This is a genomic window from Shinella sp. SUS2 (assembly GCF_001262505.1).
Taxonomy (GTDB): Bacteria; Pseudomonadota; Alphaproteobacteria; order Rhizobiales; family Rhizobiaceae; genus Shinella.
This window is the reverse complement of sequence record NZ_KQ410739.1, coordinates 41,702-55,962: the sequence shown is the minus strand read 5'-3', so window position 1 is coordinate 55,962 and position 14,261 is coordinate 41,702. Positions and strand designations below refer to the sequence as shown.

Genomic DNA, 14,261 nt, shown 5'->3' with positions numbered 1-14,261 from the left:
GAACTTTTGATTGTCTGTCAGGCGGTTTCAGCGTTTGCCTCTTTTCGAGAGCGCAAAGGTGAAGATCAGGGCGATGACGAGCACCGCGCCCTTGATGAAATCCTGCGTGTAATAGGGCGCGTTCATCATCGTCAGGCCCTGCAGCAGAATGCCGACAAAAAGCGCGCCGACGGCGGTACCGAAGGCGTTCGGCTTGGCGGCACCGAGCACGGCGAAGCCGATCAGCGCGGCGGCGACGGCGTCGAGCAAAAGGTTGTTGCCGGAGGCGATGTCGCCGCGCCCGAGCCGGGCGGCAAGTAAGATGCCACCGATCGAGGCGAAGACGCCCGAGATGATATAGGCCCAAATCTTGTAGGCATTGACCGGCGCGCCGGCGAGGCTCGCCGCCCGCTCGTTGGAGCCGACGGCGTACATCATGCGGCCGAAGCGGGTGTATTCGAGGAAAAACCAGATGACGATGGCAAGCACGATCAGCACGACGACGGACACCGGCACGAGATTGGGCAAGATGAAATCGAACCGGTGGCGGCCGAGCGCCAAGAAGGCCGGGCTGAAGGCGCCTGTCGCCGTCGAGCCGTCCGGCAGCGTCATGCCGGTCGCGATGGAGCGTCCCTCGGTCGGGATGCGCTGGAGACCGAGCAGGAGGAACATCATGCCGAGCGTGGCGAGCAGATCCGGCACGCGCATGTAGACGATGATGATGCCGTTGACGAGGCCGACGAGAACGCCGACGGCAAGGCAGGCGAGCGTCGCCGTCAGCGCATCGCCGCCCATCACCACCATGACATAGGAGGAGGCCATCATCGCCGTTGTCGCGACGGAGCCGATGGAAAGGTCGAAGCCGCCGACGACCAGCGTCGCGGTGACGCCGAGCGCGAGGATGCCTGTTATCGACACGGACTGCAGGATGAAGACGGCGCTCTGCGGCGAGGCGAAACCGCCCGTCACCAGCGAGAAATAGAGTACCATGCCGGCGAGCAGCACGAGGAAGCCGTATTTGATGGCGGCTTCCCTGAAATTCAGGGTCGCCGATGGAACGGCGCCGGTGGCGGCGGATTTGCTCTCTTCACTCATCATCATGCATTGACCTGTTGATAGAATTGCCCGGCGATCTCGGAGAGCAGCCGCTCGACGTCGATGTCGGCGTTGCGGTGCTCGCCGACGATGGTCTGCTCCGACATCACGAGGATGCGGTCGGCGACCTCGAAGGCTTCGTCGAGTTCGGTCAGGAAGAGGATGGTGGAGCGGCCGGCGGCCGAGGCGCGCAGCTTCTCGCCGATATCGCGGCGGGCGGCGATGTCGACGCCCTGGAACGGTTCGTCGAGGATGAGGAGGCGCGACGGCTCGGAGAGCCAGCGGCCGACCATGACCTTCTGCTGGTTGCCGCCCGACAGCGTCTGCATCTCGTCGCGCTCGCTGCGGCAGACGACGCCGAGCGCATCGATCTGCCGGCGCGCCTTCGCCCTTTCCGCCCGTCGGCTCGCGACGCCGAAGGCCGAGAGCCGGCGCAGGAACGGCAGGCTGATATTCTCGTAGATGTTGAAATCGGGCACGATGCCGCTGATCGCGCGGTCCTTGGCGACAAGGAAGACGCCGCGGGCAATCGCCTGGCCCGTGCTTGTCGGTGCGTAGGACCGGCCATCGAGCGTCATTTCGCCCGCTGCCGGCGCGCGGGCGCCAAACAGCGTTTCGGCGAGTACCGTCTTGCCGACACCGACAAGGCCGGTGACAGCGACGATCTCGCCGTCACCGAGGTCGAAATCGAACGGCCGCGCCTGCTCGGAAAGTTTCAGGCCCCGCACGCCGAAGACCGGAGCGCCCGCCTCTCGCACGGCGACCGCGCCGGCCGAGACCTTGCGCCCGAGCATGGCGTCGACCGCGCCCTCGTAATCGAGCTCCGGCCCTTCGAACCGGCCGGTGATACGGCCGTCGCGCAGTGAGAGGATGCTGTCGGCAAGGCGCCGGATATCCGACATGCGGTGCGAGATGTAGAGAATGGCGACGCCGCGTGCCTTCAGCCGGTCGACGAGATCGAACAGGCGATCGGCCTCGGCACTGGAAAGCGAGGAGGTCGGTTCGTCGAGGATCAGCACCTTCGGCTCATGCGCCATGGCGCGCGCGATCGCCACCATCTGGCGGTCGGCGAGCGTCAGATCGTTGATATTGGCCGCAAGATCGATGGCAAGACCCATGCGGGCAGCGACAGCCGCGGCCTCGCGGCGCACCCGGCGCGGATTGAAGAACAGTTTTGCGCCGCGCCCGTTCAACCGGTCGAGCGTGAGGTTCGTCGCGACGTCAAGATCGGCGACGACGCCATCGTTGATGTTCTGGTGCACCGTGACGACGCCGGCGCGGATCGCCTCGGCGGGCGTCGCCGGTTCGAAGGGCTTGCCGGCAAGCGTGATCACTCCGTCGTCGCGCGTGTAGACGCCGGAAAGGATGCGCACGAGCGTGGATTTGCCGGCGCCGTTCGCGCCCATCAAAACCGTCACCGCGCCGGCCTTGAGGTCGAGGTCCACCCCCTGGAGCACCGTTACCGGCCCAAAGGATTTGCGCACGCCCCCAATGCGAAACACCGCCTGTTCGCTCATTCTCTCCTCCCGATGAAGGCAGGTTAGGATAGGCTCTCATCAAATGTCAAGGCCATTGACATTTGACAGAATGCTGCCTTAGCTGTGCGCAAGAACGGGGGGATGACCGGCAGTGGAGGCCGTGTCCTGCCGAGGAGGAGAAGCACATGGAAAGCCAGGTCTTCGCAGCGCTGAGCGCCGAGACATTGCCGGATCGGCTGAGCGGCAACGCTGCCCTGAAGGAAAAGATCGGCGCAGATTTTTCCCGCTGGACCGTCAAGGAGGTCGGCGACGGCAACCTCAATCTCGTCTTCATCGTGACGGGCGATACGGGTGCGGCGATCGTCAAGCAGGCGCTGCCCTATGTGCGGCTGGTCGGCGAAAGCTGGCCGCTGCCGCTGAAGCGCTCTTTCTTCGAGTATCACGCGCTGACACGGCAGGCCGCGCGCGATCCGGGCATGGTGCCGGAAATCCTCTTCTTCGATGAGGCGCAGGCGCTCATCGTCATGGAATACCTGGCACCGCACGTTATCCTGAGGCGTGCGTTGATCGACGGGCGTCAACTGCCGAAAATCGGCCGCGACCTTGGGCTTTTTGCCGCCCGCACGCTGTTCCGCGGCTCGGATCTTTCCATGCCGACGCGGGAGAAGAAGGCGGATCTCGCGCTGTTCTCCGACAATGTCGAACTCTGCGACATCACGGAAAACCTCGTCTTTTCCGATCCCTATTTCGAGGCCGCTCTGAACCGCCACACGACACCGCAGCTCGACCCCATCGTCGCGGAACTGCGCGCCGACCGCGACCTCAAGGTGGAGGCGCAACGGCTGAAACACCTCTTCTCCGCCAAGGCCGAAACGCTCTGCCATGGCGACCTGCACACCGGCTCCGTCATGGTGACGGATGACGAGACACGGGTCATCGACCCGGAATTCGCCTTCTACGGCCCGATCAGCTTCGACGTCGGAATGCTGATCGCCAATTTCTGGATGAGCTATTTTTCGCAGGCAGGCCACGAGACGGCGCCCGGCGCGCGCGACGATGTGCGCGCCTACCTGCTCGACACGATCGAGAGGCTCTGGGAAACATTCCGGGCCGAATTCGCCCATCTCTGGCGCACGGAGCGCCGCGGCATCCTCTATCAGGCAAGCCTCTTCGAGGATCGCGGCGACCCGCTTGCCGCTGAGCAGGCTCTCAATATCGTCATCGACGAGATCTGGTGCGAGATGCTGGGCTTCGCCGGTGTCGAGATCCACCGCCGCATCCTCGGCCTTGCCCACAACGCCGATTTCGAAACCATCGCCGACCCCGATCGCCGCGCGCCCTGCGAAACCAAGGCGCTGAAACTCGGGCGTCACCTCGCCGTCAACCGGCAGCGCATCCACAGCCTTCGCGACATCCGCGAGACCGTGGAGCGGCTTGAAAAGGAGATTCTCGCGTGAAAGTCGGAGAACGCCACTACCATACGATCTGGCTGAACGAGGACGGCCGCGCCGTCGACATCATCGACCAGCGCTGGCTGCCGCATGAATTCCGCGTCGTGACGCTGAAGACCGTCGCCGACATTGCCACGGCGATCCGCGACATGTGGGTGCGCGGCGCGCCGCTGATCGGCGTCACCGCCGCCTACGGCGTCGCCATCGCCATGGCGAAGGACCCGTCGGATGCGCATCTCGACGCCGTCTGGGAGGAACTCAACGAAACGCGCCCGACCGCCATCAACCTGCGCTGGGCGCTGAACGCGATGCGCGATCATCTGCGTCCGCTGCCGGAAGGCGAACGCGCAGCCGCCGCCTACAAGCGCGCGGCGGAGATCGCGGAGGAGGATGTCGAGCTCAACCGCGCCATCGGCGCCAACGGCCTCGACGTGATCCGTAAGATCGCGGCCAAGAAAAAACCGGGCGAGCCGGTGCGTATCCTCACCCATTGCAACGCCGGCTGGCTGGCCACCGTCGACTACGGCACCGCGACCGCGCCGATCTACATGGCTGTCGAGGAAGGCATCCCCGTTCACGTCTATGTCGACGAAACGCGGCCGCGCAACCAGGGTGCCTATCTCACCGCCTGGGAGATGAACGGTCACGGCGTGCCGCACACGCTGATCGTCGACAATGCCGGCGGTCATCTCATGCAGCACGGCGATGTCGACATGGTCATCGTGGGCACCGACCGCACCACGGCGAACGGCGACGTCTGCAACAAGATCGGCACCTATCTGAAGGCGCTCGCCGCACGCGACAACAATGTGCCCTTCTATGTAGCGCTCCCCTCGCCCACCATCGACTGGACGGTGCGTGATGGCATCAAGGAAATCCCGATCGAGGAGCGGGCCGGCGACGAGGTGAGCTTCGTGCAGGGCCGCGCGGCCGACGGCTCGATCGCCAGCGTGCGCATCTCGCCCGAAGGCAGCCCGGCGGCGAACCCCGCCTTCGATGTCACGCCGGCGCGCCTCATCACCGGCCTCATCACCGAGCGCGGCATCGCCACGCCTTCGCCCGAGGGCCTGAAGGCGCTCTTCCCCGAACGGAGCTGAGACGATGAGCCTTACGAACGAGAAATCCACCGAGGACATCGCGCTCGGCATCCGCCGGCGCGTCTTCTTCCACACGATGAAGAACAATGGCGGCTATCTCAGCCAGGCCTGCTCGGCCGCCGAGAGCCTGGCCCTGCTCTACAACGAGTTTTTGAAGCTCGGAGAACCGACGCTGCCGAAGGTGCCGCTGCCCTTCCGCGGCGTGCCCTCGGCGCACAATCCGGATGCCTTCACCGGCGCCGGCTACCATGGCCCGATCGGGCCTGAATTCGACCGCCTCTTCATCTCGCCCGCCCATTATGCGCTCGTCATATACTCTGCGCTGATCGAGACCGGCCGCATGGACGAGCATGCACTCGACCATTTCAACAAGGATGGCGGTTCGGTCGAGATGATCGGCGCCGAGCACAGCCCCGGCATGGAAGTGACGACAGGCTCGCTGGCACAGGGCCTTTCCATGGCCTCGGGCGTCGCCTTCGCGCGGCTTCGGAAAAAGGAGCCCGGCAAGGTCTGGGTCTACATGTCCGATGGCGAATTCCAGGAGGGCCAGACCTGGGAATGCCTTGCAGCGATGAGCTACCACAGAATCGACAATATCCGTGTCATCGTCGATGTGAACCGCCAGCAATGCGACGGAGCGATGTCCTCCGTGCTCGATCTCGGCGATCTTGCCGCCCGGGTCGCCGCCTTCGGCGTCACCTGCCGCTCGGTGGATGGCCATGATCTCGGGGCGCTGCGCGCTGCAGCGGACAGCGCCGAGGCCGGCAAGCCACTCGTCATCCTCGCCAACACCTCGCCCTATCAGGGCATGGATTTTCTCAAGAAGCGTTTTCCGCGCCTGCACTATGTCCGCTTCAAGAGCGCGGAGGAGCGGCTGGAAATGCAGGCAGCGCTCGCCGTAGAACTCGGCGTCGATGTGAACGCGATGGAAGGGGCCTGACCATGGTCGAAATCGTCAACCGCCCCTATGCCAGGGCATTCGAGGCCTTCGCCAGCGCAAGGCCGGAGGTCCTCTGCCTTTCCGCCGATCTCACCTCTTCCTGCGAGGTTGACGGTTTTCGCGACCGGCATCCGGACCAGTTCCTGTCGCTCGGCATGGCGGAGCAGAACATGCTGTCCTTCGCCGGCGGCCTTGCCATGCAGGGGTTCCGGCCGTTCCTGCACACTTTCTCGGTCTTTCTCTACCGCCGGCCCTATGACCAGCTGATCAATTCCATCGCCTACTCCAACCGCAAGGTACGGCTGATGGGCTTTCTGCCCGGCATCACCACACCCGGCGGCATCACGCACCAGGCGATCGAGGACATCGCCGTGCTGCGGGCCGTGCCGAACATGACGATCCTCGAAACAGGGGACGCGACCGAAGTCGAGACCGTGCTCGACGTCGCCGACAGCATCGACGGGCCGGTCTATGTGCGCGTCCTGCGCGGCGAGGTGCCCCGCCTCTTCTCGACGCCCTTCGAATTCAACAGGCTGCGCACGCTTTCGGAAGGCGACGACATTCTCGTCGTCTCCTCCGGCGTCTGCACGGAGGAAGTTTTGCGTGCGATCCAGCCGCTGGAAACGCGCGGCCTCGGCGTGCACCACCTGCACGCCTCGACGCTGAAACCCTTCGACCGGGACGGCCTCCTGAAGGCTGCCCGCGGCAAGAAGGGCATCGTCACGCTGGAAAACCATACGATCGTCGGCGGCCTCGGCTCGCTGGTGGCGGAAATCCTTGCCGAGGAAGGGCTGGGCATCCGCCTTAAGCGCCTCGGCCTCAATGATACTTTCGCCCATGGCGCGTCAAAACCCTATCTCATGAAGAAATACGGGCTCGACGCCGGCGCGCTCGTCGCGGCCATCGAGGCGCTGCTCGGCAAGACGCTCGATATCGGCGAGGAGGAACTGGCAGAGGTGCGCCTCGACCATGTGCATTCGGCCCAGAAAGCCGAGGCGCTCTGATGGCGCCGCGCTTCACCGTCCGCTATTTCGTCCGCGCTGCCGATGCGGCGGAGGCGAAGATGCGGGCGCTCGACATCGCGCTGGAGCAGACGGTCGAGATCCCGCGCGACGTGGTGCCGAAGGGCTATGTGGAGGACGAGATCCTCGGCAGGCTGGAGACGCTGGAAAAGGCTCCGGACGGGCGCGCGGGCTTCCTCGCGACGATCTCCTATTCCGAGGACGATGTCGGGGGTGATTTCCTGCAGTTCCTCAACATCGTCTTCGGCAACAGCTCGATCAAACCAGGCCTCAAGGTCGAGGATATCGGCCTCTCACCGGGTCTGCTTTCGCTTTGCGGGGGGCCGCGCCATGGCATTGAGGGCTTGCGCGCACGCGCCGGGGTTGACGATGTGCCGCTCCTCATGTCGGCGATCAAGCCCGTCGGCCTTTCCACTGCTGAACTCGCCCGGCTCGCCCATGATTTCGCGCTCGGCGGCATGCACTACGTGAAGGACGATCATGGGCTCGTTGATCAGAAGACCGCGCCCTTCTCCGAGCGGCTGAAGGCCTGCATCGAGGCGGTCGGCGAGGCGAATGCCAAGAGCGGCGGGCGCACGAGCTTCGTGCCCAACATTACCGGCCCTGCGGGCGTGATCCTCGAACGGGCGAAGGAGGCGGAGGCCGCCGGCGCGGGCGCCGTCATGATCGCCCCGGCGCTTGCCGGCTACGACGTGGCGCGCACGCTCGCCGCGGATCCGGATTTTTCCCTGCCCATCGTCGCGCACCCCGCCTTTTCCGGCGCGAATGTCGTTTCGCCGGATTGCGGCTTCTCGCACCGTGCCTTCTACGGCACATTACACCGGCTGATGGGCGCTGACGCGGTGGTCTTTCCGAATTTCGGCGGCCGTTTCGGCTTCACCCGGGAAGAATGCCGGTCGATTGCCGAGGCCTGCAGCACCGGGACGGGTGGGCCGAAAGCGAGTGCGCCGACACCCGGCGGCGGCGTGAACTTCGCCCGCGTGCCTGATATGCGCGCGGTCTACGGCAAGGACGTCGTGTATCTCGTCGGCGGCGCTTTGCTGCAGGAACCGAACCTCGTCGATGGCTGCCGGCGACTTGCCGAAGCGGTCTATGCCTGACCTTGCGGCTCAGGACGGGTTGAACGTCGCATAGCCACCACAGGGGCGCGCGCCGTAGCGGCAATCCCGCGGGCGGTAGAGCCGCCGGTAGCCGCCCTCCTCGGCGCGAATCGCCTGTCGGCGCTGATGCGCCCGCATCGCCGGCGAGACCGAGCCGGAATAGCCGGGGCGCACATCCGGCGCACGTTCCGTGGTGCAACCGGTAAGCACGGCACCGGCTGCCAGCACGATCAGCAACATCCTTGGAACGCCAGGGACAATGCGCATTTCGCTTCTCCTTGCATTCGAACAGGCCCAAGCAGACGGCCTGCCACGGTTTTGCCCTTTAAAGGCTCGTTTACGGACATTTTTCTTTAAAACGCTGTTAACTGCGTAGCGTACAGATTGCCACAAGCCGGATGACTCCAGAATGAACGCAGTGCTCAGAGACGGTTCAGGTCGCCGCTGTCATATCTTGAACGAACGTCAGGTTCGGTTCGAAATCGAGGAAATTCCATGAAAACCGCTGGTATCCTGCTTGCATCTCTCTTTCTTGCCACGGCTGCCCATGCCCAGGCGGATGACATCTCGCTCGGCACGCCCGGCTACGGCGGCAGCGGCTGCCCGGCCAACAGCGTCGCCGCAACCCTGAGCCCGGACGGCAAGGCTCTCAGCCTGCTGTTCGACGAGTACGTCGTGGAAGCCGGTGGCGAGACCGGAAAGTCCTTCGACCGCAAGACCTGCAACGTCGCGATCCCGGTTCATGTGCCGCAGGGCCGCAGCGTCTCGGTGCTCGCCATCGACTATCGCGGCTTCAACCAGCTGCCGCGCGGCGCCCGCTCGCAGTTCAACGTCGAATACTTCTTCGCCGGCACGCGCGGCCCGGCTTTCCGCCAGACCTTTACCGGCCCGCAGGAGAAAGACTATCTGATCTCCAACAAGCTGACGGCGGAATCGCTGGTCTGGTCGGCCTGCGGCGAGGACGTCAACCTGCGCACCAACTCCAGCATCCGCGTCAACACGACGCGTGGCCAGGAAGCGATGGCGACAGTCGATACGCAGGACGTGAAGGCCGCGATCATCTATCAGCTGCAGTGGCGCAAGTGCCGCTAAATCCAGTCTGGTGCGTTTCCTGAAAGGGAAAACGCCCTATCCTGCGCCTTCATGAACCGGGCGGCGCCCTCGCCGCCCGGCCTGCATCCAGGGAATTTTCGTATGCGTCTTCCGATCCGCCTCGCCCTCCTCGCCGCCGCCTCGATCCCGCTTCCGGGGCTCGCCCACGCGGCAAACGGCTGTGCCGACGGAACGTTTTCCGCAACGCATTCCCCCGATGGCAATGCGACGAGCATTCTCTTCGACGATTTTTCCGCGACGGCCGGCGGTGCATCGGGCAAGAAGCGCACGACCACGACCTGCAAGCTGTCCGTGCCCGTGACCCAGCCGGGCGGGCATACCGTCTACGCCGTAGACTATCGCGGCTTCACGACGACCGAGGACGGCCAGACCGCCTCGCTGCGCACCACGCAGGACGGCAAGAAGATCCTGCAATACGAGATCAAGGGACCTCTGCAGGACGATGTCGCCATTTCCGACAAAGTGGGCGTTTCGGGCTCGGAAACGCTCGATCTCGCCGTGATCCTCGGCGCGAGCGGGCCGCTCGACGAAAACGGCTTCGAATCCACGCTGGCGATCGATTCCATCGATTTCGCCCGCATCGGCTACACGACCACGGCCTCGGTCGTCGCCTCGCTCGACCAGATCGCCCGCCAGCGGCAGTCCATCGCGCTCGACCTGATGGACACCGCGCAGAACCTGCTCGGCCAGCAGAGCCGTTTCGACGAGGGCAGCTATGTCGCCGCCTTCGCAAGCTCGGATGCGGCTGCCGGCTTCAACGGGCGCTGGGAGGCAGGCAGCGGCGTCAGCGTTCTCGGCGGTGCCGCCATGGTTCATGCGAACCGCACCGATGTCGCGCTCGACACGCTCGGCCTCTTTGCCGGTGCGGTGCGCTATACGAGCCCGCAGGCCACCTGGCGCGCCTTCGGCGAAGTCGGCGCCTGGGGATCGCCCGACATCTCGGCCTCGTTCTCGCGCAGCTACCAGAATCTCGATTCGATCGTCTTCGCCAGCGGCAACGCCTCCGGTTCGCTGTTCAGCGCCTATGGGCGGGCCGGCGTGATCTATGCACCGGATGCCGCGAACGAATTCGCACTCTCCACGCGCTTCACCCGCTCCTGGCTCGACCTTGACGGTTATGACGAGGATGCCTCCGGCAAGAACCTCTTCGCGGGCCATATCAAGGGTGGTCGCTCCGCCTCGGACACGGTGAGCGCGGAGTTCGCCTGGAGCCGCAGGCTGGACGAAAGGCTCGACTACACGATCCTCGGCGCGGTCGGCCGCACCTTCGCCGGAAAGAACGGCGCAAAAGCCTCAGTCGATTGGGTCGGCGACGCCAGGGGCAATGCGGACGACCAGAATTTCGCGACGCTCGGCGGACGCGTCGGCTGGAAGTTCGACGAACGCTGGCAGCTCGACACAGCAGTTTCCGCGACGTTCCGCGAAAACGACAAGCCGGACTGGAACATCGGCGGCCAGCTGAAGGCGTCGTTCTGACGCCGACCATGCGACGCGTATGATCAGGGACCGGCACAGCCCGAGCCTCATGCCCCGCCTTCACGTACACCGTCAGGCCGCCACCCGCATGGCGGCCTGAACAATTTTCATGGCGCCCTTGAAGATATATAGGAGTCCTATATATTATGCGCATGGAAACGATCAAGGACCCCCATTCGATCACCGAGCGCCTTCGCGAAGGTCTTTCCCGCGTCGGCATGGCCATGCGCATCGACGAGTGGAACCGGTCGAAGGCAAGCAGGCTCAACCCGACGCAGCTCGCCATCCTGACGCTGCTGGAAGGACGCGGGGTGGACGGTCTCAGCGTGCGCGAGATTGCCGCCCATCTCGGCGTTTCGCAGCCGACGGCGACGGATTCGATCAACGCCCTGGAGCGCAAGGCCTATCTGGAGAAGCGGCCGGAGGCGGGCGACCGGCGCGCGGTGCGCGTGGTGCCGACGGCGGCGGGCCTTGCAGCCCTTGCAGCCTCGGATACCGGCGATGGCCTTGCCGCCGAGGCCCTCGGCGCGCTCGACGAACACGAGCAGGAAGCGCTGCTTCTCGCCCTCGTCAAGATGATCCGGCAGCTACAGGTGGCGGAGGCGATCCCCGTCCAGCGCATGTGCGTGACCTGTCGCCACTTCGCGCCCTTCGCGCATGCGGATCCCGCGCGCCCCCATCACTGTCATTTCGTCGATGCCGCCTTCGGCCAGCGCGAGCTGCGCGTCGATTGCCGCGATCACGATGAAGCCGATCCCGCATCCCGGGCTGCCACCTGGGATGCCTTTCAGACGGGATAATCCCAACCCTCCAGGCAAACGAAAGGAAGACCATCATGTTCGGCAGATTTGCAACCGGGGCACTCGCCGCCGGAACGGCTTTGCTATGGCTGACGACAGCCTCCGCCCATTCCATCAAGGCAGAGCCCGCCGAGGCGGTACAGGCCGCATTCGACATTATCGAAACGACGATCGTCACCAAGGGCGACAGCGCGATCTTCACCACCCGCGTGCGCGGCGAAGCAGGCAAGGACAAGCCCGATGCGACGGGCAAGTTCGAAGGCTCCAGCGTCTACGCCTATGTCTGGCCGACGAGCCTCGACAGCGGTGAAATCGGCTTCGACAAGGGCCAGGGCATCGTCGCGCTCGCCGTCACCTTCCATCCGGATTTCGACGATGCGGCCAAGGGCGGCAAGAACCGCCATGTCTGGCATCCGCACTGGGTGGTGCTGGCCGAGGACAAGGCCTGCGGCGGCGGCCTCAAGGTCATCGACATTCCGGAAGGCACCAAGCCGAAAGTGCCTGAGACCTGGCCTGGCGTTCCGCTCCTCATCGACAGCCCGGAATATCCGACCAGCTTCAAGGGCGATACGGTGGATGTGGCCATTCCCCTCTCGCTGATTGGCGGCATCAAGGGGGCTTCGTTCGACGGCGTGACGGCAGGTCTGAAGGTCAACGGCAACCTGCATGCGCCGCTGCTATGCGTCAGCAACGTGTTCAAGGTGGCCTCGGGCGATCTCAGCCTGCCCGGCAAGGTCGTGCCGGCAGAATGACCCGGTGCCGGTCCGGCAACTGCCATTGCCGGACCGGCCATTCCTCCCCTCCAGGCAAATGAAAGGAAAGAACATGCCGAGATTTACCCTCACAGGCCCCTGCGATGCAACGGGCACGCACGGCCCGGCCAGAGCCACCATACCGGGAGGCGCCAATGACCGCGCCTGAGACAGCGTTTGCTCCGGAACTTGCGATCAGCGAATGGTTCAACACGCCGGTCCCGCTGACACTGGCCGGCCTGCGCGGGCGGCCGGTCTTCCTGCACAGTTTCCAGCTCCTCTGCCCCGGCTGCGTCGCGCAGGCCATTCCGCAGGTCCAGCGCATCGAGCGCGTCTTTGCCCATACGGATCTGCAGGTCATCGGCATCCACACGGTCTTCGAGCACCATGCAGCCATGTCGCCGGTCACCCTCGAAGCATTCCTCCACGAGTACCGGCTGAAATCCCCTGTTGGCATCGACAAGGCCGCAGAGGGATCAGATATTCCGGTGACGATGCAGCGCTTCAGGCTGCGCGGAACACCCTCCTCCGTGCTGATCGGACGCGACGGCACAATCCTGCACCAGGCGTTCGGCGTGGAGGACGACATCGCCGTCGGAGCACGGATCGCCATGGCGCTTTCCGCGGCCCCGGTACAGTCCGCCGCGGCCGAGGACGGCACCTGCGCCGACGGCCGCTGCGCCGTATCGACACCGTCGGTTGTCACGCCATGACGGAACTTGCATTGCTCAGCCTGCGCATCGGCAAGGTCGCGCCATTGGGTGCACGCGGCGTGCCAAGCGGCATCGTGAAATCGCCGGTCGGCCATGCGCTTGCGCTGACCGAGACCGGTTTTGCCGGCGACGCGCAGGGCGATACGGTACGGCACGGCGGACTGGAAAAGGCGGTGCATCACTATCCCTTCGAGCACTATGCCGACTGGGCGAGCGATCTCGGGCCGCATCCGCTTCTCGCCGGCCCCGGCGCCTTTGGCGAGAACCTTTCGACGACCGGGCTGACGGAGAGCATGGTGGCGATCGGCGACGTCTTCGAGCTCGGCTCCGCGGTCCTCGAGGTCAGCCAGGGGCGGCAGCCCTGCTGGAAGCTGAACGAGCGTTTCGGCCGGACGGAGATGGCGCGCCTGGTGCAGTCGACCGGGCGGACCGGCTGGTACTATCGGGTGCTCACGCCCGGCACCGTCTCGCCCGCCGACCGCCTCGTCCTGCGCGAGCGTCGCGCGCCGGAATGGACGCTGACGCGCATCTGGCGCGCCTTCTATATCGATCCGCTCAACCGCTCGGAACTTGCCGGCATCGCCGCGCTCGAACGCCTTGCCGAGAGCTGGCGCAGCCACGCCGCGCGCCGGTTGGAAAGTAACCGGGTCGAGGACTGGACGAAGCGCCTCACCGGCTCCGCCTGACCCAATGCAGGGCTTCCCGGCCCTGCGACGCTATTGCACTTTCGGCCGGTCAGGGCTTGCGTTAAAAGTGGTACTCAAGATACCTTTTTATGCCCGAGCGGGAGACGAAGACATGCGGATGACGCTTCACACGGACTATGCCCTGCGCATGCTGATCTACGTGGCGACGCGGCCGGATGGCGTGCGCACGGTGAACGACGTCGCCGAGGCCTACGGGCTTTCGCGCAACCACCTCCTGAAAGTGGCGCAGACCCTGCGCGATCTCGGCCTCATCGAGACGACGCGCGGGCGGGCGGGCGGCATCCGGCTGGCGAAGGCGCCGGCCGACATCCCAGTCGGCGCGCTGGTCCGGGCGACGGAAGAGGAATTCTCGCTGGCCGAATGCATGCAGGCAGGCGGGCGGGCCTGCGCCATATCGCCGGCCTGTCGGCTGAAGGGCATGCTGCACGAGGCGCTTGCCGCATTCCTTGCAGTCCTCGACAAATACACGCTTGAGGATATTGTCCGCAACAGGGCCGCGCTCGGTCCGCTGCTCGGCATTGCCGAAGCGGCGTGAAAC

The 14,261-nt window shown here is 65.1% G+C and carries 15 protein-coding genes; 12 read left to right on the top strand and 3 right to left on the bottom strand.

Going from position 1 to position 14,261, the window contains the following annotated elements; genetic code table 11:
• Window positions 1-27 precede the first annotated feature (27 nt).
• Together AKG11_RS24210 and AKG11_RS24205 are read right to left on the bottom strand one after the other, a co-directional pair.
• Window positions 28-1,077, bottom strand: coding sequence for an ABC transporter permease (locus AKG11_RS24210; RefSeq protein ID WP_197284013.1), 1,050 nt, complete (start codon window positions 1,075-1,077; stop codon window positions 28-30).
• Window positions 1,077-2,591, bottom strand: coding sequence for a sugar ABC transporter ATP-binding protein (locus tag AKG11_RS24205; RefSeq protein WP_050745765.1), 1,515 nt, complete (start codon window positions 2,589-2,591; stop codon window positions 1,077-1,079). The genes AKG11_RS24210 and AKG11_RS24205 overlap by 1 nt, the downstream gene beginning before the upstream one ends.
• Before the next feature lie 146 nt (window positions 2,592-2,737).
• Here AKG11_RS24205 and mtnK point away from each other — a divergent pair, with 146 nt between their 5' ends.
• From mtnK to AKG11_RS24180, 5 genes are read left to right on the top strand one after another with little or no spacing between them, the layout of a single operon-like run.
• Complete coding sequence (gene mtnK, locus AKG11_RS24200) at window positions 2,738-4,009, top strand: S-methyl-5-thioribose kinase (RefSeq protein ID WP_050745764.1); 1,272 nt, start codon at window positions 2,738-2,740, stop codon at window positions 4,007-4,009.
• The gene (gene mtnA / locus AKG11_RS24195) at window positions 4,006-5,100 is read left to right on the top strand and encodes an S-methyl-5-thioribose-1-phosphate isomerase (protein ID WP_050745763.1); all 1,095 of its coding nucleotides are present in this window, start codon (window positions 4,006-4,008) and stop codon (window positions 5,098-5,100) included. Before mtnK ends, mtnA begins: the two co-directional genes overlap by 4 nt.
• Window positions 5,101-5,104: 4 nt before the next feature.
• Entirely contained in the window at window positions 5,105-6,040 is a 936-nt protein-coding gene (locus AKG11_RS24190) for a transketolase (RefSeq protein ID WP_050745762.1), read from the top strand.
• Between the two features lie 2 nt (window positions 6,041-6,042).
• Entirely contained in the window at window positions 6,043-7,044 is a 1,002-nt protein-coding gene (locus AKG11_RS24185) for a transketolase family protein (protein WP_050745761.1), read from the top strand.
• Window positions 7,044-8,162 (top strand): RuBisCO large subunit C-terminal-like domain-containing protein, encoded by a 1,119-nt coding sequence (locus AKG11_RS24180; protein ID WP_050745760.1) that lies wholly within the window; start codon window positions 7,044-7,046, stop codon window positions 8,160-8,162. The genes AKG11_RS24185 and AKG11_RS24180 overlap by 1 nt, the downstream gene beginning before the upstream one ends.
• 9 nt (window positions 8,163-8,171) lie before the next feature.
• Here the strand turns inward: AKG11_RS24180 and AKG11_RS24175 are convergent, their stop codons facing one another.
• Window positions 8,172-8,429, bottom strand: coding sequence for a hypothetical protein (locus tag AKG11_RS24175; RefSeq protein WP_156334128.1), 258 nt, complete (start codon window positions 8,427-8,429; stop codon window positions 8,172-8,174).
• Window positions 8,430-8,657: 228 nt separating this feature from the next.
• On the opposite strand from AKG11_RS24175, the gene AKG11_RS24170 reads away from it, so the two are divergent.
• The 7 genes from AKG11_RS24170 to AKG11_RS24140 all read left to right on the top strand — a co-directional run bounded on the left by AKG11_RS24170 (window position 8,658) and on the right by AKG11_RS24140 (window position 14,258).
• Entirely contained in the window at window positions 8,658-9,254 is a 597-nt protein-coding gene (locus tag AKG11_RS24170; protein WP_023514680.1) for a DUF4360 domain-containing protein, read from the top strand.
• A gap of 102 nt (window positions 9,255-9,356) precedes the next feature.
• Complete coding sequence (locus AKG11_RS24165; RefSeq protein ID WP_023514679.1) at window positions 9,357-10,751, top strand: DUF4360 domain-containing protein; 1,395 nt, start codon at window positions 9,357-9,359, stop codon at window positions 10,749-10,751.
• A 146-nt stretch (window positions 10,752-10,897) separates the two neighbouring features.
• On the top strand, window positions 10,898-11,551 hold the full coding sequence (locus tag AKG11_RS24160; RefSeq protein ID WP_245290303.1) for a MarR family winged helix-turn-helix transcriptional regulator: 654 nt from the start codon (window positions 10,898-10,900) through the stop codon (window positions 11,549-11,551).
• Between the two features lie 35 nt (window positions 11,552-11,586).
• A complete protein-coding gene (locus tag AKG11_RS24155; protein WP_050745757.1) occupies window positions 11,587-12,303 on the top strand; it encodes a hypothetical protein in 717 nt (238 codons plus the stop codon).
• A 155-nt stretch (window positions 12,304-12,458) separates the two neighbouring features.
• Window positions 12,459-13,016 (top strand): redoxin family protein, encoded by a 558-nt coding sequence (locus tag AKG11_RS24150; protein ID WP_050745756.1) that lies wholly within the window; start codon window positions 12,459-12,461, stop codon window positions 13,014-13,016.
• On the top strand, window positions 13,013-13,702 hold the full coding sequence (locus tag AKG11_RS24145; RefSeq protein ID WP_023514675.1) for an MOSC domain-containing protein: 690 nt from the start codon (window positions 13,013-13,015) through the stop codon (window positions 13,700-13,702). Before AKG11_RS24150 ends, AKG11_RS24145 begins: the two co-directional genes overlap by 4 nt.
• 112 nt (window positions 13,703-13,814) lie before the next feature.
• Window positions 13,815-14,258 carry an Rrf2 family transcriptional regulator gene (locus tag AKG11_RS24140; protein ID WP_050745755.1) on the top strand — a complete coding sequence of 148 codons (444 nt, stop codon included), beginning with the start codon at window positions 13,815-13,817 and terminating at the stop codon, window positions 14,256-14,258.
• The last annotated feature ends 3 nt before the right edge of the window (window positions 14,259-14,261 follow it).

Bases quoted from the DNA above. Each gene is read 5' to 3' on its own strand.
- AKG11_RS24210 (WP_197284013.1), bottom strand. From the start codon at position 1,077: ATGATGAGTGAAGAGAGCAAATCCGCCGCCACCGGCGCCGTTCCATCG.
- AKG11_RS24205 (WP_050745765.1), bottom strand. From the start codon at position 2,591: ATGAGCGAACAGGCGGTGTTTCGCATTGGGGGCGTGCGCAAATCCTTT.
- mtnK (WP_050745764.1), top strand. From the start codon at position 2,738: ATGGAAAGCCAGGTCTTCGCAGCGCTGAGCGCCGAGACATTGCCGGAT.
- AKG11_RS24190 (WP_050745762.1), top strand. From the start codon at position 5,105: ATGAGCCTTACGAACGAGAAATCCACCGAGGACATCGCGCTCGGCATC.
- AKG11_RS24185 (WP_050745761.1), top strand. From the start codon at position 6,043: ATGGTCGAAATCGTCAACCGCCCCTATGCCAGGGCATTCGAGGCCTTC.
- AKG11_RS24180 (WP_050745760.1), top strand. From the start codon at position 7,044: ATGGCGCCGCGCTTCACCGTCCGCTATTTCGTCCGCGCTGCCGATGCG.
- AKG11_RS24175 (WP_156334128.1), bottom strand. From the start codon at position 8,429: ATGCGCATTGTCCCTGGCGTTCCAAGGATGTTGCTGATCGTGCTGGCA.
- AKG11_RS24170 (WP_023514680.1), top strand. From the start codon at position 8,658: ATGAAAACCGCTGGTATCCTGCTTGCATCTCTCTTTCTTGCCACGGCT.
- AKG11_RS24165 (WP_023514679.1), top strand. From the start codon at position 9,357: ATGCGTCTTCCGATCCGCCTCGCCCTCCTCGCCGCCGCCTCGATCCCG.
- AKG11_RS24160 (WP_245290303.1), top strand. From the start codon at position 10,898: ATGCGCATGGAAACGATCAAGGACCCCCATTCGATCACCGAGCGCCTT.
- AKG11_RS24155 (WP_050745757.1), top strand. From the start codon at position 11,587: ATGTTCGGCAGATTTGCAACCGGGGCACTCGCCGCCGGAACGGCTTTG.
- AKG11_RS24150 (WP_050745756.1), top strand. From the start codon at position 12,459: ATGACCGCGCCTGAGACAGCGTTTGCTCCGGAACTTGCGATCAGCGAA.
- AKG11_RS24145 (WP_023514675.1), top strand. From the start codon at position 13,013: ATGACGGAACTTGCATTGCTCAGCCTGCGCATCGGCAAGGTCGCGCCA.
- AKG11_RS24140 (WP_050745755.1), top strand. From the start codon at position 13,815: ATGCGGATGACGCTTCACACGGACTATGCCCTGCGCATGCTGATCTAC.